At 71.4% G+C, this 21364-nt stretch carries 18 protein-coding genes and 1 pseudogene; 13 read left to right on the forward strand and 6 right to left on the reverse strand.

The window, feature by feature from the left end; all coding sequences use genetic code 11:
* Positions 1-181: 181 nt before the first annotated feature.
* A complete protein-coding gene (locus tag OG202_RS31130; RefSeq protein WP_327728044.1) occupies positions 182-733 on the reverse strand; it encodes a hypothetical protein in 552 nt (183 codons plus the stop codon).
* A 742-nt stretch (positions 734-1475) separates the two neighbouring features.
* Here OG202_RS31130 and OG202_RS31135 point away from each other — a divergent pair.
* The 3 genes from OG202_RS31135 to hutH all read left to right on the forward strand — a co-directional run bounded on the left by OG202_RS31135 (position 1476) and on the right by hutH (position 5645).
* A complete protein-coding gene (locus OG202_RS31135; RefSeq protein WP_326578202.1) occupies positions 1476-2315 on the forward strand; it encodes an enoyl-CoA hydratase/isomerase family protein in 840 nt (279 codons plus the stop codon).
* 205 nt (positions 2316-2520) lie between these two features.
* Entirely contained in the window at positions 2521-3690 is a 1170-nt protein-coding gene (locus OG202_RS31140; protein ID WP_326578200.1) for a GGDEF domain-containing protein, read from the forward strand.
* A gap of 416 nt (positions 3691-4106) precedes the next feature.
* Positions 4107-5645: a histidine ammonia-lyase gene (gene hutH / locus OG202_RS31145; RefSeq protein WP_405896097.1), complete on the forward strand. Its 1539-nt coding sequence runs from the start codon at positions 4107-4109 to the stop codon at positions 5643-5645.
* A gap of 56 nt (positions 5646-5701) precedes the next feature.
* Here the strand turns inward: hutH and OG202_RS31150 are convergent, their stop codons facing one another.
* Positions 5702-6025, reverse strand: coding sequence for an LPXTG cell wall anchor domain-containing protein (locus OG202_RS31150; protein ID WP_327728043.1), 324 nt, complete (start codon positions 6023-6025; stop codon positions 5702-5704).
* Between the two features lie 110 nt (positions 6026-6135).
* Here OG202_RS31150 and OG202_RS31155 point away from each other — a divergent pair, with 110 nt between their 5' ends.
* The 5 genes from OG202_RS31155 to OG202_RS31175 all read left to right on the forward strand — a co-directional run bounded on the left by OG202_RS31155 (position 6136) and on the right by OG202_RS31175 (position 13986).
* Positions 6136-6468, forward strand: coding sequence for a hypothetical protein (locus OG202_RS31155; RefSeq protein ID WP_326578196.1), 333 nt, complete (start codon positions 6136-6138; stop codon positions 6466-6468).
* 224 nt (positions 6469-6692) lie between these two features.
* A complete protein-coding gene (locus OG202_RS31160) occupies positions 6693-7961 on the forward strand; it encodes a L,D-transpeptidase (RefSeq protein WP_326578194.1) in 1269 nt (422 codons plus the stop codon).
* Positions 7962-8096: 135 nt separating this feature from the next.
* Positions 8097-9581, forward strand: a complete 1485-nt coding sequence (locus tag OG202_RS31165; RefSeq protein WP_327728042.1) for an ABC transporter permease — start codon at positions 8097-8099, stop codon at positions 9579-9581.
* Between the two features lie 58 nt (positions 9582-9639).
* Positions 9640-10323: an ABC transporter ATP-binding protein gene (locus tag OG202_RS31170; RefSeq protein WP_326578190.1), complete on the forward strand. Its 684-nt coding sequence runs from the start codon at positions 9640-9642 to the stop codon at positions 10321-10323.
* 207 nt (positions 10324-10530) lie between these two features.
* Entirely contained in the window at positions 10531-13986 is a 3456-nt protein-coding gene (locus tag OG202_RS31175; RefSeq protein WP_327728041.1) for a S8 family peptidase, read from the forward strand.
* Between the two features lie 172 nt (positions 13987-14158).
* Here the strand turns inward: OG202_RS31175 and OG202_RS31180 are convergent, their stop codons facing one another.
* Positions 14159-15085: a helix-turn-helix transcriptional regulator gene (locus OG202_RS31180; protein WP_327728040.1), complete on the reverse strand. Its 927-nt coding sequence runs from the start codon at positions 15083-15085 to the stop codon at positions 14159-14161.
* Positions 15086-15256: 171 nt separating this feature from the next.
* Between OG202_RS31180 and OG202_RS31185 the strand changes: the two genes are divergently transcribed.
* Together OG202_RS31185 and OG202_RS31190 are read left to right on the forward strand one after the other, a co-directional pair.
* Positions 15257-16300 carry an NAD(P)-dependent alcohol dehydrogenase gene (locus tag OG202_RS31185; RefSeq protein ID WP_326578185.1) on the forward strand — a complete coding sequence of 348 codons (1044 nt, stop codon included), beginning with the start codon at positions 15257-15259 and terminating at the stop codon, positions 16298-16300.
* A 352-nt stretch (positions 16301-16652) separates the two neighbouring features.
* A complete protein-coding gene (locus OG202_RS31190) occupies positions 16653-17036 on the forward strand; it encodes a VOC family protein (protein WP_326578183.1) in 384 nt (127 codons plus the stop codon).
* A gap of 7 nt (positions 17037-17043) precedes the next feature.
* On the opposite strand, the gene OG202_RS31195 is transcribed toward OG202_RS31190, so the two are convergent.
* Complete coding sequence (locus tag OG202_RS31195; RefSeq protein ID WP_327728039.1) at positions 17044-17640, reverse strand: hypothetical protein; 597 nt, start codon at positions 17638-17640, stop codon at positions 17044-17046.
* Between the two features lie 390 nt (positions 17641-18030).
* Between OG202_RS31195 and OG202_RS31200 the strand changes: the two genes are divergently transcribed.
* Positions 18031-18867 (forward strand): MBL fold metallo-hydrolase, encoded by an 837-nt coding sequence (locus OG202_RS31200; protein WP_326578177.1) that lies wholly within the window; start codon positions 18031-18033, stop codon positions 18865-18867.
* Here the strand turns inward: OG202_RS31200 and OG202_RS31205 are convergent.
* Complete coding sequence (locus OG202_RS31205) at positions 18797-19633, reverse strand: hypothetical protein (RefSeq protein WP_327728038.1); 837 nt, start codon at positions 19631-19633, stop codon at positions 18797-18799. The two genes, OG202_RS31200 and OG202_RS31205, sit on opposite strands and share 71 nt — an antisense overlap.
* A 224-nt stretch (positions 19634-19857) precedes the next feature.
* Here OG202_RS31205 and OG202_RS31210 point away from each other — a divergent pair, with 224 nt between their 5' ends.
* Complete coding sequence (locus OG202_RS31210; protein WP_327728037.1) at positions 19858-20310, forward strand: DUF5707 domain-containing protein; 453 nt, start codon at positions 19858-19860, stop codon at positions 20308-20310.
* 345 nt (positions 20311-20655) lie between these two features.
* Positions 20656-21168 (forward strand): peptide-methionine (S)-S-oxide reductase MsrA, encoded by a 513-nt coding sequence (msrA, locus tag OG202_RS31215; RefSeq protein WP_327728036.1) that lies wholly within the window; start codon positions 20656-20658, stop codon positions 21166-21168.
* 65 nt (positions 21169-21233) lie between these two features.
* Here the strand turns inward: msrA and OG202_RS31220 are convergent.
* Positions 21234-21353, reverse strand: a pseudogene (locus tag OG202_RS31220) (peptide-methionine (S)-S-oxide reductase MsrA); the annotation flags it as partial.
* Positions 21354-21364 lie beyond the last annotated feature (11 nt).

Genomic DNA, 21364 nt, shown 5'->3' on the forward strand with positions numbered 1-21364 from the left:
CGGGCTCAGGCTCAGCCCTCACGCCGACGGCTCAGCCCTCACGCCGGCGGCTCAGACCCGCAACACCCAGGCAGACCACGCTGCCGTGGCCCTCTGCCGCCGTGGCCGTCTGCTGCCCGGGGCCGTCGTGGTCGGCCTTGTGTGGCCGGGGCGCGCCCCGGCGGCGGCAGCGAGGGTTCCGTCACCTGCCCAGGGCTTCGTCGACGCACAGGCCGACGATCGGGACGCAGAGGCCCGGCTTGGTGGGCTTCGTGGGGGCTGTCGTGTCGCCGGGGGAGTCCGGGGAGTCGGGGGTGGTCGGCTGTTCGGGGGCTGCCGCCGGGGGCTGGGCAGGGGTGGCCGGGGCCGGGCGGAGGGAATCCGGGGTGCGTGTCGCCGGGGGCCCGTCCGGAGCGGGTGGGGTCTGTGGGGTCCTGGGGACGTCGCGGGCGCCGGGGACGGAGGGGAAGCCGACGCCGATGGAGGGGGCGGGCGGGAAGGTGGACGGGGTCGGTGGGGGAGTGGTTGCTCCCGGTGACGGGGGCCGCGTCGGTGTGGAGTCGCCGCCCATGGGGGTGTCGGCGGTCGGGGTGCCCGCGTCGGCCGAGGGCTCGCTCCGCACGGTCGCTCCGGCGTGGGCCGCCTCGTCCGTGACGTCGTCCGCCGCCCTCGGCGCCGGGCCCGCCGCGTCGGAGCCGCCGACCGGGCCCGACGCCAGCCGTACGAGACTCAGTGCACCCGCCGCCAAGGCCATCCCGCCCACCGCGAACAGAAACTTCCGGGGCCGGGGCCGCCGGTGCCGCCCTCGCGGCCGGGGAGCGGCGTGGTCGGCGGCGGCGGTCCCGACCCGGTCCGCGGGATCCGCCGATGCCCCGGATGCGACGGGCGAGAGGGGCATCGCCGGCGGCCCCGGGGCCACCGACGGCCTCCAGGGCGCAGACGACCCCGCCGGCGCCGTGGACGCCGATGCCAGCGGAGATCTCGACGATGCCGTCGGCGTCCACGCCGGTGTGGAAGTCGGCCGTGCCGTAGGCGGTCCTGGTGGTGTCGGCGGTCGCTGCGGCGCCCGTGGTGTGGTCGGCGTCGGCCGGGTGGCCGTGTTCGTCGTCATGGTTCTTCCCTCCCCTGCGCGCCCGTGTCCCCCGGTGCGCCCTGGCGGAGCGCAGAGTATGTGCCGGGGTGGGCGGTGCGGCCGGAGAAGGTCCGGATGTCACTCGTACGGGGACGAGCTCGCCGGGACCTGTCAACGGGCGCGGTCCGCGGGGCTCTCGTCGGGGTGGGGGGCCGGGCCCGTGGATGACGGTGCCGTCAAGGCCGTCCCCTGCCTGGGCCGGTCCGATGGTGTCGCCACCAAGGCCCTCGCGAGCGCCCCTCCGCGCCGCTGACCCGCGAACCCGCCCACCGGGCGGCTGGGCTTCGCTCGGGCTTTCGTCCGGCGGGGTCGGCTGCGATGATCGGGGCGACGGTAGTTAACCCGCGTTAACCGGGAGGGATTCATGGGTGACGGCGCTGCAGGGGAGCGGGCGGTAGGGATGGAGGGAGAAGGGGAGCGGCGGTTCGGGGAGTTCGTCGGGGTGCGGCGGCATGGGTACGTCGCCGAGCTCGCGCTCGACCGGCCCAAGGCCATGAACGCCGTGTCGACCGACATGGCCCGTTCCGTCGCGGCGGCGTGCGCGGCGCTGGCCGCCGATCGGGACGTGCGCGTGGTCGTGGTGACGTCGACGCACGAGCGGGCGTTCTGTGTGGGCGCGGACCTGAAGGAGCGGAACTCCTTCAGCGACGCCGATCTGGTGCGGCAGCGGCCCGTCGCGCGGGCGGCGTACACCGGCGTCCTGGAGCTTCCGATGCCCACGATCGCCGCCGTGCACGGCTTCGCGCTGGGCGGCGGCTTCGAGCTCGCCCTCTCCTGCGACCTGATCGTGGCCGACCGTACGGCGGTGGTGGGGCTGCCCGAGGTGTCGGTGGGGGTGATCCCGGGCGGCGGGGGCACGCAGTTGCTGCCGCGTCGGGTGGGGGCCGCGCGGGCCGCCGAGCTGATCTTCACGGCGCGGCGGCTGGAGGCCGAGGAGGCGCGGGAGTCGGGGCTCGTGGACGCGTTGGTGGAGGAGGGGCGGGACCGCGAGGAGGCCCTGGCCCTGGCCGCGCGCATCGCCGCGAACTCGCCCGTCGGGCTGCGCGCCGCCAAGCGAGCGCTGCGGCTGGGGCAGGGGCTCGACCTGCGGGCCGGTCTGGAGGTCGAGGACGCGGCGTGGCGCTCGGTAGCGTTCTCGGGCGACCGGGCGGAGGGCGTGGCCGCCTTCAACGAGAAGCGGAAGCCCGACTGGCCGGGGGAGTGAGCCACGGGGCACGGGCCACGGGGTTCGCCGGGGACGCCGACCGGCGGGGCGCGGGGAGGGCGGGGCACCACTTCCCGTGGAGCCGGGGCGCGGGGAGGGCGGGGCACCCCTTCCCGTGGAGCCGACTGCCCGCCACCGGCGCCCCCGTACCCCTGTTCGCCCCACTAACGTCTCAAATCGGATCAAAGCTCCCTAGCCTGGGGAGATGGGAGAGGACAGGCGGCTGAGGGCCGTGGTGGCGTTGGCGCGGGGGATGGCTGGGGCGCGTACGTCGCGGGAGACGTGGTGGGCCGCTGCGGACGGGTCGTGCCGGGCCCTGTCGGGCAGCTTCGCCGCGCTGTCCGTGTGGGAGCGGGAGCGAGGGTTGCTGCGGGTGCTCGTGAACGTGGGGAACCGGGCGGTGGACGAGGAGGAGTTCCCCGAGGACGAGACGTATCCGGTGCACGAGTTCCCGGAGATCGCGGAGTTCCTGCACGAGCGGTGGCTCGAGGGCGGTGAGCCCAACGCCTGGGTGGAGACGGCGGCCGGGCCGGTCGCCGGGCGGCGGCCCGGCGGCTACTGCCATCAGCGCGTCGCCGCGCTGCGCCGGCGCGGGCGGGGCTGCTGCGTGGTGGCGCCCGTCGTGATGAACGGCCGGGCGTGGGGCGAGCTGTACGTGGCCCGGCCCGCAGGGGAGCCCGTCTTCCACCGCGACGACGCCGCGTTCGCGACCGTGCTCGCCTCGGTCGTGGCGGCCGGGCTCGCGCAGTCCGAGCGGCTGGAGGAGGCCCGGCGGCTCGCCTTCACCGACCCCCTCACCGGGCTCGGCAACCGGCGCGCGGTCGACCTCCGGCTCGACGAGGCGATGGAGGCGCACCGGCGTGACGGCACGGTGATCAGCCTCGTCGTCTGTGACCTCAACGGCCTGAAGAAGGTCAACGACTCCCACGGGCACGCGATGGGGGATCAGCTGCTGGAGAGATTCGGCTCCGTGCTGTCGCGCTGCGCGGCCGAGCTGCCCGGGGTGCTGGTCGCGCGGCTCGGCGGGGACGAGTTCTGTCTGCTCGCGGTGGGGCCGTCGGCGGACGACGTGGTGCGGGTCTCCGGGGACCTCTGCGTGCGGGCGCGGGAGCTGGAGCCGGGCGACGGGGTCGCGTGCGGGGTCGCGTCCACCGGGGATCCGATCGGGCCGCTGCGCTCGGCCCGGCGGCTCTTCCGGCTGGCCGACGCGGCGCAGTACCGGGCCAAGGCCGCCGGTTCCGTCGAGCCGGTCGTCGCGGGCCGGGAGGGCGAGGGCGCGGAGGACCCGGTGGTCAGTCTCGCCGACCGGCCGCCCGCGCCGGTCGATCCCGAGCACCCGGGGGACCGGCGCCGCATTCGAGGGCGCCGGTCCTAGGGCGGGCCGCGCGGCGGGTCGAGTCGGCGCGCGGTCCTGGGCTGCCCACGGCCAAGGGGGGAGTGGGCCGTGGGCCGGAAGGGGCAGGGGCGAAGGGCGGCCCGGAAAGGAGCGCGGCCCCGCGTCGTCCGGTACGTCGACCCTACTCGCGTGCGCGTGCCGGAAAGGCGCTGACCTGCGGATTCTGATCAATCTCTGATGAATTCCTGATCGTTCTCCGATCAGTTTCTGATCTACGCGGATAGCCGGGTCGGCGGATACGGTGGCCGGCCGCTGGCGGCGTGCGTGCGGCGTGCGGGCGGAGGGTGCACGGCGGGTGCACGGCGGGCGTGCGGCGAAGTAAGGAGCCCCTCCCTCCTTCGGTCGTGACATTCGGCGATTCAGTCCCTACGATCCTGAATATGGATATGCACTCTGTGGACAGGGTGGTGCTCGGGACGTCCGGGGTCACCGCGGCCGACGTCCTCGCCGTGGCGCGCGCCGGCGCCCGGATCGAGCTCTCCCACGAGGCGGTGGCCGCCCTCGCCGCGGCCCGCGAGATCGTGGACGCGCTGGCGGCCAAGCCGGAGCCCGTCTACGGGGTCTCCACCGGCTTCGGCGCCCTCGCGACCCGGCACATCAGCCAGGAGCTGCGGGCCCGGCTCCAGCGCAACATCGTCCGCTCGCACGCGGCCGGCATGGGGCCGAGGGTGGAGCGCGAGGTCGTCCGCGCGCTGATGTTCCTGCGGCTGAAGACGGTCTGCTCCGGCCGCACCGGCGTACGGCCCGAGGTCGCGCAGACCATGGCCGACGTCCTCAACGCCGGGATCACCCCCGTCGTCCACGAGTACGGCTCCCTCGGCTGCTCCGGCGACCTGGCGCCGCTGTCCCACTGTGCGCTCACGCTGATGGGCGAGGGTGACGCCGAGGGCCCGGACGGGGTCGTACGGCCCGCCGGTGAGCTGCTCGCCGAGCACGGCATCGCCCCGGTCGAGCTGCGCGAGAAGGAGGGGCTGGCCCTCCTCAACGGCACCGACGGCATGCTCGGCATGCTGGTGATGGCGCTGGCCGACCTGGAGCGGCTGTACACGTCGGCCGACATCACCGCCGCGATCTCCCTGGAGGCCCTGCTCGGCACCGACAAGGTCCTCGCGCCCGAGCTGCACGCCATCCGCCCGCATCCAGGGCAGGCGGCGTCCGCGGCCAACATGCTCGCCGTGCTGAAGGGGTCGGGGCTCACCGGGCACCACCAGGACGACGCGCCGCGCGTGCAGGACGCGTACTCGGTGCGGTGTGCTCCGCAGGTCGCCGGGGCCGGGCGCGACACCGTCGCGCACGCGCGGCTCGTCGCCGAGCGGGAGCTGGCGGCGGCGGTCGACAACCCGGTCGTCCTGGCGGACGGGCGGGTCGAGTCCAACGGCAACTTCCACGGGGCGCCGGTCGCCTACGTCCTCGACTTCCTGGCGATCGCGGTGGCGGACCTCGCGTCGATCGCGGAGCGGCGGACGGACCGGCTGCTCGACAAGAACCGGTCGCACGGACTGCCGCCGTTCCTCGCGGACGACCCCGGGGTCGACTCCGGGCTGATGATCGCGCAGTACACGCAGGCGGCACTCGTGAGTGAGCTGAAGCGGCTCGCCGTACCGGCCTCGGCCGACTCGATTCCGTCCTCCGCGATGCAGGAGGACCATGTGTCGATGGGGTGGGCGGCGGCGCGGAAGCTGCGGACCGCGGTGGACAACCTCACGCGGGTGCTGGCCGTCGAGTTGTACGCCGGTACGCGTGGCGTCGAGCTGCGGGAGGGGCTGGTGGCCGCGCCGGCCACGCGGGCGGTGGTGTCCGCTGTGCGTGAGGCCGGCGTCGAGGGGCCCGGGCCTGATCGGTTTCTCGCGCCGGATCTGGCGTTGGCCGACGCGTTCGTTCGGGACGGGCGGTTGGTGGCCGCGGCGGAGTCCGTCACCGGGCCGCTCGCCTGACTCTGCTCGCGCGGTTTCCCCCGCCCCTGAAAAGCAGGGGCGCGGGGAACGGGCGACTACGCGCCGCCCAACGGGCCGTACGCCTCGCGTTCTCGGCGGATCGAGTACGCGACGAAACCCGCGCCGAGACCGAGCATCGCGGTGCCGCCGACGAGGTAGGGCGTGGTGTTGGGGCTGCCGGTGTCGGCGAGTTCGCGGTTGTCGCCGGTGGTCGCGTCCGTGTCGGCCGTCGTGGTCGTCGTCTGCTGCCGTATGGCGGGCTCTTCCTGCGTCGCGTTGGCCGACGGCACGAACCAGAGGGCGCCCAGGAGGGTGCCCGCGGCGGTGGCGGTCAGCAGCGACCGGCGGGCGGTGGACGACGCGCGACGTGCGACGGACACGGAATATCGATCCCCTTGTGGTGCTGGCGAATTGGCCGTAGAGAGCGATGCTAATGAAAGGCGCGGGTCGTGGGAAAGTCGCGTGACCTGTGAGCCGTACGCTCCGGAGCATGAGTACAACTGAGACATCACAGTTTGTCCGGCTTCGCGTCGAATTGGTGGTGGAAGTCGAGGACGTGGAGGCCATCACCGGGGCCGCTTTGCGGCGGATCGCCGCCGACTCCGATATGCCTGCCGATGAGCGGGTACACGCCGAGAGCGCGGTGACGGAGGACACGGCGGAGGCCCTCGCCTACCTGATCGACCCGTTCGACCTGGTCGGGGAGGTCCCGGGAGTCGAACTCGCCCAGGCCTCCTGGAGCAGCGAGGGCGTGGACTACGACCCCGATTCGCCGGAATGGGGTCTCGGCGAGGATGATGATCGGGAGGACGAAGAAGACTGACTCGGCTGAGCGGCTCGGGAGATTGATGGCCCCGGGCGGCAACCGCCGCCCGGGGTTCTTACGTCTCATGAGTCGCACCAGTCACTTGTGCACCGCCGGGTCGCCGACGATCCGATGCGGGTGGAGTGGCGTATCCCACATATCCGCGCGAGCGGAACGGCCCAGCGCCGTAGTGGTGTTTAAGTGCTTACGGGGATCTTCGGGGTTTTGGGGATTCGGCAACGATGGAGAAGCGTGTGATGACGAACAGTAAGCGGCGCAGGGGCCTGTCGGTCGCGTCCGCACTGCTCGGCGGGGTGCTGGTGCTCTCTGCGTGCAGCGGAGGCGACGGCGACAACGCGTCCGGGAACGACGGCGGGGACTCCTCGCAGGCCAAGGCCGACGAGGCGGCGGCCAAGAAGACCTCCGAGGCCGAGATCAAGATCACGCCGAAGGACGGCTCGGACAACGCCTCCATCAACAACTCGGCCAAGGTCACGGTGAGCAAGGGCACGCTCACGGAGGTGACCATGACCACGGCCGAGGGCACCGCTGTCGACGGCGAGATATCCGCCGACAAGAAGAGCTGGTCGCCCACCGTGCAGCTGGAGCGGTCCACCGGCTACAAGATCGCCGCCGCCGCCAAGGACTCCGACGGCCGCGAGGCCCACGAGAACGCCTCGTTCACCACGGTCTCGCCCGCCAACAGCTTCATCGGCAACTTCACGCCCGAGGACGGCTCCACCGTCGGCGTCGGTATGCCGGTCTCGATCAACTTCGACAAGGCGATCACCAACAAGTCCGCCGTCCAGAAGGGGATCACCGTCTCCAGCAGCTCCGGCCAGGAGGTCGTCGGGCACTGGTTCAACGCCAACCGCCTCGACTTCCGCCCCGAGGACTACTGGCAGGGCGGCTCCACCGTCACCCTGAAGCTCGCGCTCGACGGGGTCGAGGGCGCCGAGGGTGTCTACGGTGTGCAGCAGAAGACGGTGACCTTCAAGATCGGCCGCAACCAGGTCTCGATCGTCGACGCCAAGACCAAGACGATGAAGGTCACGCAGGACGGCAAGGTCGTCAAGACCATCCCGATCTCCGCCGGTTCGCCCGAGAACAAGACGTACAAGGGCGTCATGGTGATGTCGGAGAAGTTCAAGGAGACGCGCATGAACGGCGCGACCGTGGGCTTCACCGACGACGACGGCAAGGGCGAGTACGACATCAAGGACGTGCCGCACGCCATCCGCCTCACCACCTCCGGGACGTTCATCCACGGCAACTACTGGGGCGCCGACTCGGTCTTCGGCAACGTCAACACCAGCCACGGCTGTGTCGGCCTGAACGACACCAAGGGTGCCAACGACCCCGACACCGAGGGCGCCTGGTTCTACAACAACTCGATCGTCGGTGACGTCGTGGACATCCGGAACACCGGTGACAAGACCGTCGCCCCGGACAACGGCCTCAACGGCTGGAACCTGAGCTGGGCCGACTGGAAGGCCGGCTCCGCGGTCTGATCCGCCGCCAGATGGGACAAACCGATGCCGCCCTCAGGGGCGGCATCGGTGTTTCCGGGGGTGCGCACAGGGTTCTCATCAGGCTCTTATCGAGGGCTTATCCCATCATCACGCGGCGTCCCTAGCTTGCCGCACATGTTCTTCACCTACCTGAGGCGCGAACTGCGCCGCCGCAGAAAAGCGGCACTCGTCGTCGCCTCCGGCCTCGCCCTGGGCATCGCGCTGGTGATCGTGGTCAGTTCCGTGTCGTCGGGCATGGAGAAGGCACAGGCCACCGTGCTCGAATCCCTGTACGGCCTGGGCACGGACATGACCGTCACCAAGGCCGCCGCCGCGCCCGGCGAGAACGGCGGCGAACGGCCCCGGTTCGAGTTCGACGCCCAGGACGACGACTCCGACGCGGAGCAGAGCAGCGACCTCGTCCGGGTCCAGGGCTTCCAGACCCTCGCGAGCTCGACCGTCACCGAGGTCGCCGAGCAGGAGGGCGTCTCCGGGGCCGTCGGCGGTCTCAGCCTCCAAGTCATCAAGGTGGACGGGCAGTTCCGGGCCGGTCGGTTCCAGCAGGACGAGGGCGCCGGGGGCGGGCAGCAGGGCGGTCCCGGCGGCCAGAACGGCGGCACCGGGCAGCCCGAGGGGCGGGTGGAGGGCGGCGGCGCCGAGTTCGACGTCGACAACTACTCGGTGTACGGCATGGACGTGACCGAGCCCGCCCTGGGCCCCCTGACCTCCTCGAAGATCACCAGCGGTCGCACGTTCACGACGTCCGAGACGAACGCGAAGGTCGTGGTCGCGGACACGTCGTACGCCAAGGAGAAGGAGCTGAAGGTCGGGGACAGCGTCACGATCAACAGCGTCAAGTACGAGGTCATCGGGATCGCGACGCCCGACAGCGGGGACGCGGCGGCCAACCTCTACATGCCGCTGAAGCAGGCGCAGACGCTGAGCGACTCCAAGGACAAGGTCACCACGATCTACGTCAAGGCGAGCGACTCGCAGCGGATCGACAGCGTCAAGGCGGCCATCCAGAAGAACATCGACGGGACGACCGTCACCACCTCCGCCGACCTCGCCAAGACGGTCTCCGGGTCCCTGTCCACCGCCTCCGGCCTCGCCTCCAACGTCGGCAAGTGGCTGTCCATCGCCGTGCTCATCGCCGCGTTCCTGGTGGCCGGGCTCCTCACCTCCTCGGCCGTGTCCCGGCGGGTACGGGAGTTCGGCACGCTCAAGGCGCTGGGGTGGAAGTCGGGGCGGGTGACCCGGCAGGTGGTCGGCGAGGCCGTCGTCAACGGGCTGGTGGGCGGTGCGCTCGGTATCGCGCTGGGGCTCGGTGGGGCGTACGTCGTGACGGCGATCAGTCCGACGCTGCAGGCGGAGGTCGGGGCGACGGGTGGTGGCTTCGGCGGGCCCGGCGGGGGTGGCTTCCCCGGTGGAGGCGGCCCCGGTGGTGGGCAGCAGGCCGCTTCGAACGCGCTGGAAGTGGCTCTCACGGCGCCTGTCAGCGTCAGCACGATCGCCCTCGCGGTGGGGCTGGCCGTGGCAGGTGGGCTGATCGCGGGGGCGTTCGGTGGGTGGCGTGCCTCGCGGCTGAGGCCGGCGGACGCGTTGCGGCGCGTGGAGTAGGCAGGCCGGTCCAGGCGGATCACCCCGTCAACCCCCTCACACCTCACAGGAGTTGCACATGTACGTACTCACCGGTGTCACCAAGCGCTACGCGCGCGGCAAGGACACCGTCACCGCACTCGACGGGGTCGATCTCACCGTCGCGGATGGGGATCGGCTGGTCATCCAGGGGCCCACCGGGGGTGGGAAGTCCACGTTGCTCCAGATGCTCGGGGGGTTGGACAAGCCGTCCGACGGGAGCATCGAGCTGGACGGCACCGATCTGGCGAGGCTGTCGGAGGGCAGGCTCACGAAGGTGCGGAGCGAGAACATCGGGTTCGTGTTCCAGAGCTTCAACCTGATTCCGACGCTGACCGCGCAGGAGAACGTCGAGACGGCTCTCGTGCCGCTCAAGGTGAAGACGAAGGAGCGGCGCGAGCGGGCCGCCGAGGCGCTGGAGTCGGTCGGGCTGGGGGATCGGCTGGGGCATCTGCCGGCCGAGCTGTCGGGTGGTCAGCAGCAGCGCGTCGCGATCGCCCGCGCGTTGGTGAAGCGGCCGAAGGTACTGCTCGCGGACGAGCCCACCGGCAACCTCGACGAGTCCACGCGTGACGAGATCATGGAGGTCCTGGAGACGCTGTGGAAGGAGCACGGGCTCACTTTCATCATGGTCACCCATGACTCGGCGCTGGCGAAGAAGGCCCCCCGGGTCGCGACGATCCGCAAGGGGCGCATCACGGTGAAGGAGAACGCCGGGGCGTGAGGTGCCCGCGGCGTCGAGCGCCCAGGGTTTGGGGCGCGTCGGCGTGGAGTCCGGGGCGCGTGCGGCTTGCGCGTGGCCCCGGGTTCGCCGCTTTGCGCCCAGCCGCGAGGCGTGTGGCGCGAGTTGACCCCCGGTCATACTGCGTAGACCGGGGGGAATTGACGCGTATGTGTGCGGAAGGTCCCCCTGTCGGACCAAGGGGGAGACTTGCGCAGACATGTGAAGCGCGCGTGCACGGCCACGATCGCCATGGCGTCGGCCGTGGCGCTGGCGGCGGGAACGACCGGCCCGGCGTCCGCGATATCCGAGCGTCCGACGGGCATGACCGACGCGACCGGGATGACCGACGTGACAGGCACGACCGTGGCGGACCTCACGGGCATCAAGGGCATCAAGGGCCTCACGGGCATCAAGGGCCTCAAGAACCTCGACGACCTCAGGGGAGGGGGCGGCGCCGGCCTCAGGGCGAGTCACCGCATCACCCTCGTCACGGGCGACCGGGTCCTCGTCGACGCCGAGGGCCGCGTGCTCGGCCTGGAGCGGGCGAAGGGCCGCGCGGGCGTCCCGGTCCAGCTGCGTGAGGTCGACGGCCACACCTATGTGCTGCCGGCCGACGCGGCCCGGCTCATCTCCACCGGGAGGGTCGACCAGCGGCTCTTCGACGTCACCGAGCTGAACCGTTCGGTGACCCGCACCTCCCAGAAGCAGGGCCTGAAGCTGATCGTCGGCTACTCGGGGACCGCCGCCGGAGCCCGGGCCGACGTACGGGACGCGGGCGACACCCGGGTCCGCCGCACCCTGCGGACCCTGAACGCCGACGCGGTGCTCACCCCCCGGGACGACGCCGCCGCGCTGTGGAAGGCGCTCACCGACGCCGACGGCACCACCGCCACCGGGGTCGCGAACCTCTGGCTGGACGGCGTCCGCGAGGTCAGCCTCGACACGTCCGTCCAGCAGATCGGCGCCCCGAAGGCCTGGAAGGCCGGCCTCGACGGCAAGGGCGTCACCATCGCGGTACTGGACACGGGCATCGACGCGACCCACCCGGACCTCAAGGGCCAGGTGGCTGCCGCCAAGAACTTCTCCACCTCGCCCGACACCACGGACAAGTACGGCCACGGCACGCACGTCGCCTCCATCGCGGCGGGCACGGGGGCCCGCTCCAAGGGCAGGTTCAAGGGGGTCGCGCCCGGCGCCGAACTGCTCAACGGCAAGGTGCTGAGCGACGAGGGATACGGCGACGACTCCGGCATCATCGCCGGCATGGAGTGGGCCGCCGAGCAGGGCGCCGACGTGGTCAACCTCAGCCTGGGCGGCGGCGACACCCCCGAGGTCGACCCGATGGAGGCGGAGATCAACAAGCTCTCCGCCGAGAAGGGCATCCTCTTCGCGGTCGCCGCCGGCAACGAGGGCGAGGGGGGCGGGCAGACGGTCGGCTCGCCGGGCAGCGCGGCCGCCGCGCTCACCGTCGGCGCGGTCGACGACAAGGACAGGCTCGCCTCGTTCTCCAGCCGCGGCCCCGGCCTGGACGGCCAGATCAAGCCCGACGTGACCGCGCCCGGCGTCGCCGTCACCGCCGCCGCGGCCCCGGGCAGCGTCATCGAGCGGGAGGTCGGCCAGAAGCCCAAGGGCTACCTGACCATCTCCGGTACGTCGATGGCGACCCCGCACGTCGCGGGCGCCGCCGCCCTCCTCAAGCAGCAGCACCCGAAGTGGACGTACCGCGAACTGAAGGCGGCCCTCGTCGCGTCGGCCAAGGGGGGCCGGTACACGCCCTTCGAGCAGGGCTCGGGGCGCATCCGGGTCGACAAGGCGGTCAAGCAGACCGTCGTCGCCGCCCCGGTCTCGGTCGACTTCGGCGTCCAGGAGTGGCCGCACACCGACGACAAGCCGGTGACCAGGAAACTCACCTACAAGAACCTCGGTTCCAAGGCCGTCACCCTCGGCCTCTCGGTGACCGGCACCAACCCGAAGGGCAAGCCCGCCCCGGCCGGGTTCTTCAAGCTCGGCGCCAAGAAGGTCACCGTTCCCGCGGGCGGCAAGGCCACGGTGAAGGTGATCGTCGACACCAGGCTCGGTGGCGGCCTCGACGGCGCCTACTCCGCGTACGTCACCGCCGTCGGCGGCGGCCGGAGCGTACGCACGGCGGCGGCGGTGCGGCGCGAGGCGGAGGCGTACGACGTCACGCTCAGGATGGTCGGCCGGGACGGCGAGCCGGCCGTCCACCACATGCTCGACCTGACCGGTGTCTCCGGGCTCGCCGAGGGCGCGTGGTTCACGCCGTACGACAAGGACGGCACGGTCGAGCTGCGGGTGCCGGAGGGGACCTACATCCTCAACGCCGGGATCGTCGTGGATCCGCGGGACCACAGCAAGGGAACGGCCTGGCTGTCCCGGCCGACGCTGACCGTCGACCGGAAGACCTCCCTCACCCTGGACGCCCGCAAGACGAAACCCGTGGACCTCACCGTGCCCGACCCGGCCGCCGAACCGGCCTTCGCCGCACCGGACTTCACCCTCCGGGTGGGCGGCAGCGGGTACACCTTCGGCTGGCTGCTCGACACCTACGAAGGGTTCCGTACCGCGCACCTCGGTCCGCGGCTCACCGGCGGCCGGCTCAGCCAGAACTGGGCGGGCCAGTGGACCAAGGGCGACAGCGCCCAGTACGCCGTCGCCACCGGTGGCAAGGTCGACAGGCTCGCCACCGGCTTCACCAAGCGCTGGAAGAAGGGCGACCTGGCCACGGTGAAGACCGGCCTCGGCTCCTCCGCCGCGGGCAAGAAGGGCGCCGTCATCCCCTGGGCCTGGCTTCCCGGCAGCCCCGGCTCACCCGCCGTGGCCGTACCGCAGCCGCTGCCCGGCAGGCGCACGCTGTATCTGTCCGCCACCGACGGGGTGAGGTGGAGCCTCGACTTCGAGCAGTACGGCGCGGAGGACGAACAGGGCTTCCCGATCCTGGACGCCTACTACACGGCCGGCGACAGCCGGACCTACAAGGCGGGCAAGACGTACGCCCAGACCTTCAACGTCGGTGTCTTCGGCCCGCGGCTCACCGGGTTCTACGGCATCCGGCGTGACGGGAACCACCTGTACGGCCTGCTGCCGATGTTCGCCGACGGGCAGGGGCACGACGGGGCGTCCTTCTACGAGAAGGTCACGACGACCCTGTACCGCGACGGGAAGAAGTTCGCCTCGGGCGAGGACGCGCTGGACGGGTCGGGCCGGTTCACGGTCCCGGCGGACCTCGCCCGCTACCGTCTGACGACGTCCCTCTCCCGGGCGGCCGAGCTGGCCACGGCCTCCTCCCGGATCGACGCGAGCTGGACCTTCACGTCGAAGAAGACCGCGAACGACACGGAACTCCCGGTCTCCACGGTCCGCTTCGGCGCCCCGTTCCTGGGCCTCGACAGCACGGCCCCGGCCGGCACGAAGGGCACCGTCCGCGTCACCGTGCAGGGGGCGGCCGCAGGCAAGAACCTCAAGTCGCTGGCCGTGTACGTGTCGGGCGACGGCAAGAAGTGGACCGAGGTCGCCGTGAGGAACGGCACGTTCACGTACGGGACTCCGGCGGCGGGCAAGAGCGTGTCGCTGCGCGCCGAGGTGAGCGACAAGAAGGGGAACACGTCGACGGTGACGATCCACGACGCCTACTTCGGCACGTGAGCGCGGGGCGCCCCGGCGGGCGTGCGTGACCGGCACGGCCCGCCAGGCGCCCGTGACCGCGACGGCCCGCCAGGGGTGCTGCCTCCGGCGGGCCGTCTCGCGTACGGCCCAAGGAGCCCCAGGGGCTTCCGATGGATCTCCGTGGACGCTGCGGAGATCCAACGGCGACCCCCTAAGGCGTCGCCGTCGGCCTGCGGGTCGCGTCCGTGCCCCAGCTGGCCAGGAGGCGGAGGGCGTCGGCGGAGGGGGAGCCCGGTTCGGCGTGGTAGGTGATCAGGTTCTGCTCGTGGTCGTCGGGCAGACTGAACGTCTCGAAGGAGAGGGTGAGGTCACCGACCAGCGGGTGGCACATCCGCTTCAGCCCGTGGCTCTTCTCCTTCACGTCGTGCGTCGCCCACAGCCGCCGGAACTCCTCACTCTTCACCGACAACTCGCCCACCAGCGCCGACAGCAGCGGATCGTCCGGATGGCAGCCCGCGTCCATCCGCAGATAGCTGACCATGTCGGCAGCCTTCTGGTCCCAGTCGACGTACAGATCACGGTAGTCGGGCCGCAGGAACACCATCCGCGCCCAGTTCCGCTCCTGTGCCGGCAGCGCCGACCAGTCCCCGAAGACCGCCGCCGCCATCCGGTTCCAGATAAGGATGTCCGAGCGCCGGCCCGTGACGTACGCGGGGATGCCGTCCAGGGTGTCGATCAGCTGCCGCAGGGCCCCCCGCACCTGCTGCGGACGGGCCGACCGCTTCTTCTTGTGCGCCTTCGGCTTCGCGAGATGTGTGAGATGGGCGTGCTCGGCGTCGTTCAGCCGGAGGGCGCGCGCGATGGCGTCGAGCACCTCCGCCGACACGTTGCGCCCGTTGCCCTGCTCCAGCCGCGTGTAGTACGCCACCGACACACCCGCGAGCTGCGCCAGCTCCTCCCGGCGCAGCCCGGGAACCCGCCGGTGCCGCCCGAAGGCTGGCAGCCCCACGTCCTCCGGCTTCAGCCGGGCCCGCCGGGTGCGCAGGAACTCGCTGAGCTCGGCACGCCGGTCCAGCGCACCGGCGGCTCCGGCCTCGCCGAAGGGCGGCTCCTGTACGGCTTCGGGCTGTTCGTTCATACGACAAGTATTCACGGTCGTACGCCCATGAGCCTGACCCCGCCAGTGGTAGGACCAGCGGACGTACGCAAAGCCGTGGCCTGGGTGGCCCCTGGGATTTCGGGCAGGCTGGTATCCGCAGCCGGCCCGAAGGCAGGCCGGATGCGGGACGACGATCAGGAGAATCCCGGCATGACCACCACTGTTGCCGCCTATGCGGCGCCCGCCGCCAAGGCTCCGCTGGAGCGCACCACCATCGAGCGCCGCGAAGTCGGTGAGTTCGACGTTCTGATCGACATCAAGTACGCCGGTATCTGTCACTCGGACATCCACCAGGCCCGTGAGGGCTGGGGCGAAGCCATCTTCCCGATGGTTCCGGGGCACGAGATCGCCGGTGTCGTCGAGGCCGTCGGTTCCGGCGTCACCAAGTTCGCCGTCGGCGACAAGGTGGGTGTCGGCTGCATGGTCGACTCCTGCCGTGAGTGCGAGAACTGCGAGGCGGGGCTGGAGCAGTACTGCCTCAAGGGCAACGTCGGCACGTACAACGCCATCGGCAAGGACGGCGAGCCCACCTACGGCGGCTACGCGGAGAAGATCGTCGTCGACGAGGCCTTCACCGTACGCATCCCCGACGGCATCGCCCTCGACGAGGCCGCGCCCCTGCTGTGCGCGGGCATCACCCTGTACTCCCCGCTCAGGCACTGGAACGCCGGCCCCGGCAAGAAGGTCGCCGTCGTCGGTCTCGGCGGCCTCGGCCACATGGGCGTCAAGATCGCGCACGCGCTGGGTGCCGAGGTGACCGTCCTGTCGCAGTCCCTCCGCAAGCAGGAGGACGGCTTCAAGCTGGGCGCCGACCACTACTACGCGACCAGCGACGAGGCGACCTTCAAGGAGCTCGCGGGCACCTTCGACCTCATCGTGTCGACGGTCTCGGCCCCGCTGAAGCTCGACGCCTACCTCTCGCTGCTGAAGACCGACGGCGCCTTCGTGAACGTCGGCGCCCCCGAGGAGCCCGTCGCCCTCAACCTCTTCTCGGTGATCGCCGGCCGCAAGACCCTCGCCGGGTCCGGCATCGGTGGCATCCGGGAGACCCAGGAGATGCTCGACTTCTGCGCCGAGCACGGCCTCGGCGCCGAGATCGAACTGATCCGCGCGGACCAGATCAACGAGGCGTACGAGCGGGTGCTGGCGAGCGACGTCCGCTACCGGTTCGTGATCGACACGTCGACGATCTGACGAGGCCGGGGTGGTTGTCCGCGGGTGAGTGGGGGCTTGTCGCGCGGTTCCCCCCGCGCCCCTAAAGGGCCGCAGGCCCTGCAAGGGGCGCGGGGAACTGCGCGAGCAACCCCCACCGGACCCGCAGACGGGGGGCGAAGGGGCGCAGCCCCTGGGGAAGGGACGGGTAGGGGCGGCGGGGGCGAGGAAATCAGCGCTCGCCACGGGCACACCCCAGCAACCACAACACATACGGCCCCCCGACCAACGATGTCGGTGCCCCCACCGGAATCTCCAGTGGGGGCACAAACAGACGTAAGGGGAAGTCGGAAGGGGAAGACGTAAGGGGAAGTCGGAAGGGGAGGTGTCCGCGATGCCCGTAGCGCTGAACCACACGATCGTCGCCGCACACGACAAGCAGGCGTCGGCCCGTTTCCTGGCCGACATCCTGGGGCTGGAGGTGGGTCCGCGGTACGGCCCGTTCGTCCCGGTCGAGATCCCCAACGGCGTGACCCTCGACTACCTGGACTCCCCCGGCCCCATCACGCCCCAGCACTACGCCTTCCTGGTCACGGAGGACGAGTTCGACGAGATCCTCGCCCGCGTCAGAGCGGCCGGCCTCACCTACTGGGCCGATCCGTACCACCGCCGGACCATGGAGATCAACACCAACGACGGCGGCCGCGGCACCTACTTCGACGACCCGAACGGCCACAACCTGGAGATCATCACCAGGCCGTACGGGAGCGGGGGCTGAGCACGGGCTACGGCTGGGGCCGGACCCTGGCCACGCGCTCCGGGTCGCCGCTCAGCAGGTCGGTGTGGCTGATCGCGAAGTCGCCGTTGGGGAGGGTGCCGTCGAAGTGCCACCCGATGACCGTGTCGGGGAGGTAGTCGCGCAGGCCGTGGCGCATGGCGGGGTCGTACGCGACCGGTGCGCCCCAGCCGGCCGGGGCCTCGTCGGTGCCGAGGATCACCCAATGGTCCACGGGGACGGGGGAGTCGAGGTCGGGCAGCCGCCGGTGTGGCAGTCGAGCGCGGGCAGCGTGAGCAGGTGAACAGGTGAGCAGGTCGGGTTCGGGCGGCGGGTACCTCATGAGCGGCGGCTTCGCCTGTGCCGCCCGCGCGTTGTCGAAGCGGTGCGTCGGCAGGTGCAGGAGCATGGCGTTCGGGCCGTCGGCGAGGTTCGTGGCGGTGTTCTGGTAGCCGAGGACGCGGATCGGACCTGGTCGGCGTGCCGCAGTCGTCCGCAGTACGGCGTGTGCCGGAGAACTCGGGGTCCCGCCGCCCCGGATGCGGGGGCGCCGGGACGGCCGGACGATGGAGGAGGGAGAGGCAGGCGGTCGCGGCGCGATCACCACCCGGGGGGTTGGTAGCTGCTCACCAAGGAGTGCGCACAGGGCCGAATTAGCTCGATCCTGTGATCGTCCACTTGTGAGCTTGCGGTGCTCTGGGCTGATCGGGCTAACGTGGTTGTGTGACCTGGGACACCGGGTACGGCGTCGGCGTGCGGGGCCCCTGCTCCACCGGAGTGATGGTTCAGGGCCTCCCCGTCGCCTCTGGCCGTACCCCAATGGGCCAGGTCGCGCAGGGAACCGGCCTCCGGGGCCCGGACCACGCACAGGATGCGTGTCGCCGCCCCCCGGGTCGAGTACGCCGGGGACCAGCTCGCCCAAGACCGTTCGGGGCGCGCGGCCGAACGGACTCACCCCCGCTCAGTCCCTAGGAACGGTTTCAGAGGTGTGAGCGATATGCCCCTTCAAAAGGTCCGACCGGGTACGGTCCACAGGGTCCGCCCGGACATCAGCGTTCTCGCCGACAGCCTGGAGGTCCCGGGGCTCGGGCACCTCCCGGTGAACGCCTTCGTCCTGCTGGCCGCCCAGCCGGTCGTGGTCGACACCGGCCTCGGCCTGCCCGACCGGAACTTCGTCGAGACACTCAGCGCGGTGCTGGACCCGGCGGACGTCCGCTGGATCTGGCTCACCCACCCCGACCGCGACCACACGGGCGGCATCTTCGACCTGCTGGCGGCGGCGCCCGAGGCACGCGTCGTGACGACCTTCATCGGCGCGGGGATCCTCTCCTGCGAACGCCCGCTGCCCCTGGACCGCTGCTATCTCCTGAACCCCGGCGAGACGATGGACGTGGGCGACCGCACCCTCACCGGCTTCCGCCCGCCCCTGTTCGACAACCCCGCCACGGTCGGCCTCTTCGACGACCAGTCCGGCGTCTGTTTCAGCTCCGACTGCTTCGGCGCGCCCCTGCCCACGGCCGACCTCGCCCAGGCCGACGACGTCCGCGGCATCGCCGTCGACGACCTGCGCACCGCCCAGCTCCTCTGGGCCACGGTGGACAGCCCTTGGGTGCGGACGGTCGACATGGACAAATACCTGGCGACCTTCCAGCCCCTCAAGGACCGCAAGCCCGACCTCGTCCTGTCCACCCACCTCCCCCCGGCCGCCGGCATCACCGGCTCCCTCCTCGACACCCTCACCACCGCCCCCGACGCCCCACCCTTCACGGGCCCGGACCAGGCGGCACTGGAACGGATGCTGGCGGGGTTCGAGCCGGAGGGGGGTGGCCACTGATCCCGCGCACACCGGGCTTCAGGGTGGCCCAGGTCGTCGTCCCGCCAGGCCAGCCGGACGCGGCGTATGTGTCTGTGTCTGTGTCTGTGTCTGTGTACGCGTCCGCGTATGCGTATGCGTATGCGAGGAGGCGGGCAAAGCGCAGCCACGGAAGCAGATGCACGTTCAAGGGTGCGTAGCCCGGCCGGGTGAGGCTGCTGATGCCGTGGACGGTGTCGGCCAGTTCCTCCGTCGCCGGGCGGTCGAGGCGGTCGAGGCGGCCGAGGTCTTCGAGGTAGGCGGAGGCGGCGGCGTCGAGCCGGGCGTGCAGGTCGGCGAGTCGTCGTACCCGGGGGTCGGAGGAGAGCGTCTCGTCCGGGAACGGGAATGCTCGGAAGGCCGCGTGACGGTTCGCGACGGCGGCGACCAGCCCCGGTCGGGAGGGTGCCGTCGAACTCGGCCAGCGAGGTCCGCGTAAGGCGGCAGCGTCCGAGGCCCGCGGAGTCCGTCTGCCGGCCGCCTTCTCCAGGTGCCGGCGCGCGGTGAAGGCGTCCACCTCGGCAAGGTGGGCCGCTCGGCTCTCCTCCAACGTGTCCAGCGCCCGCAGCAGGGCTGCCGGGTCCCTGCGCAGATCAGGAGCGGGGCAGGCGGTGGCGGCCAGGTAGGCCCACGTGGCGTTGAATCCGAGCGGGCAGTACTGTCCGACGGCACCTCGCAATGCCCTGTGCCGTCGGGCGAGCGGCAACCGCTCGTCGCGCACTCCGCGTGCGTCTGTTCCGAAGCCCACCCCGTGAGGTTAGCCTTCGGCCTTCGCCACGCCGATCGGACAGGCCACGCCCGTGCCGGCGAGCCTGTGCTGCCATGCGCCCCGTGGGCGGCAACACGGGCCTACTCAGACTGAGTTGAGTAGGCGCGCTCATGTCCGGCAGGCCCCTGCGCGGCGAGTATCGGTGAAGCGGCGCAGTCGAGAAGCGCCGACCCGATCCAGCTCAGACGCTTACGGAGATTCTCATGTCCCGACGTACTGCTCTGTCCGTGGCCGCCGGTGTCGTTGTCCTCGGTGGCGCCGGTGCCCTCACTCTTGCCTACGCCGGGGACCAGCCGTTGGCGCTGGCGCACAGCACCGCCCGCTACACCGCTCCCGACGGCGACCGCGACGGCTCGTTCACCTTCGACACCGACGTCACGGCTTCCTCCGGTGTCAAGAGCGTGAAGGTGCTGGCATGGCCGCAGCAGTCGTCCTTCGCCAAGAACGAGCTGACCGCCAAGGACATGGCCGACGCGGACTCGGCCGTCTGCAAGCCCTCCGGAAAGGACACCGTGCACTGCACGTACCGCGTCAAGGTCACAGGTTCCGACGCTGAGTCCTCCCCGCGCGGTGCCTGGCACGTCGCTGTCCTGGCCACCGCCCAGGACGGCACCACGACCCTGGACACCGAGGCGGCAGACTTCACCGTCAGGTAACCCGGCCGGGCCGAAGAGCCGGCCTACGGACGTTGGCACCCGCTGGACGAGCACGAACCGGGAACGACACGACCGACGTGGGACGCGGGCGGCCTGTACGTCTCCCTCTGCCGCCAGTGCCCCGATCTCATGCCGTCTCGGAGAGCTTTGCAGCAAGGGCGCCGGCGGGGTGGGCACAGTCGGCGTGCTCCTCGCGGTGGTTGGTTGTCGGCGACCGCAGCGCTGGCTGGGCGGGCCCGGAATCGCTTGGAGCCCTCGTGCGTTGAGGACGGTGGGCATCGGATGGCGGTGGTGTGCGAGCCGAGTACACCGAGTCACCGAGCTGACACGTATGGGAGGGCCGCAATGGCTGCGCAGACGCAGAGGGCCGTGCTGGCGGGCGGATGCTTCTGGGGAATGCAGGACCTGATCCGCCGGCTCCCGGGAGTGATGGCGACCCGGGTCGGATACACCGGGGGTGACGTGCCGAACGCGACGTATCGTCACCATGGCACGCACGCGGAGGCCATTGAGATCCTTTTCGACCCTGAGGGAACCGACTTCCGCGCGATCTTGGAGTTCTTCTTCCAGATCCACGACCCGAGCACCAAGAACCGCCAGGGCAATGACATCGGCCTCAGCTACCGCTCGGCGATCTACTACGTGGACGACGAGCAGAAGCGGATCGCTGAGGACACGATCGCGGATGTGGACGCCTCCGGCCTGTGGCCGGGCAAGGTCGTCACCGAGGTGGAGCCGGTCGGCCCCTTCTGGGAGGCCGAGCCCGAGCATCAGGACTACCTGCAGCGCTACCCGGACGGCTACACCTGCCACTTCCCGCGCCCGGGATGGCGGTTGCCCGCCCGCACGGAGGGCTGACCAGGCCTCGCGGGAGGCTTCGGCCGTGGCGGCCTGGGCCGGGGTGTGGGTGTGGACGGCGGAGCGGCGCCCCAGAAGCGGCCGAGGCCGAAGTCGGCGGTCTCCAGGTGCTCGGGGTAGGGGCCGAGCACCTGGGTGCCGAGCAGGGTGTGGCGGTCGGGCACGCCGAACGGCGGCTCGGCTCGATGTCAGCGGG

This window comes from Streptomyces sp. NBC_00310 (genome assembly GCF_036208085.1).
GTDB lineage: Bacteria > Actinomycetota > Actinomycetes > Streptomycetales > Streptomycetaceae > Streptomyces.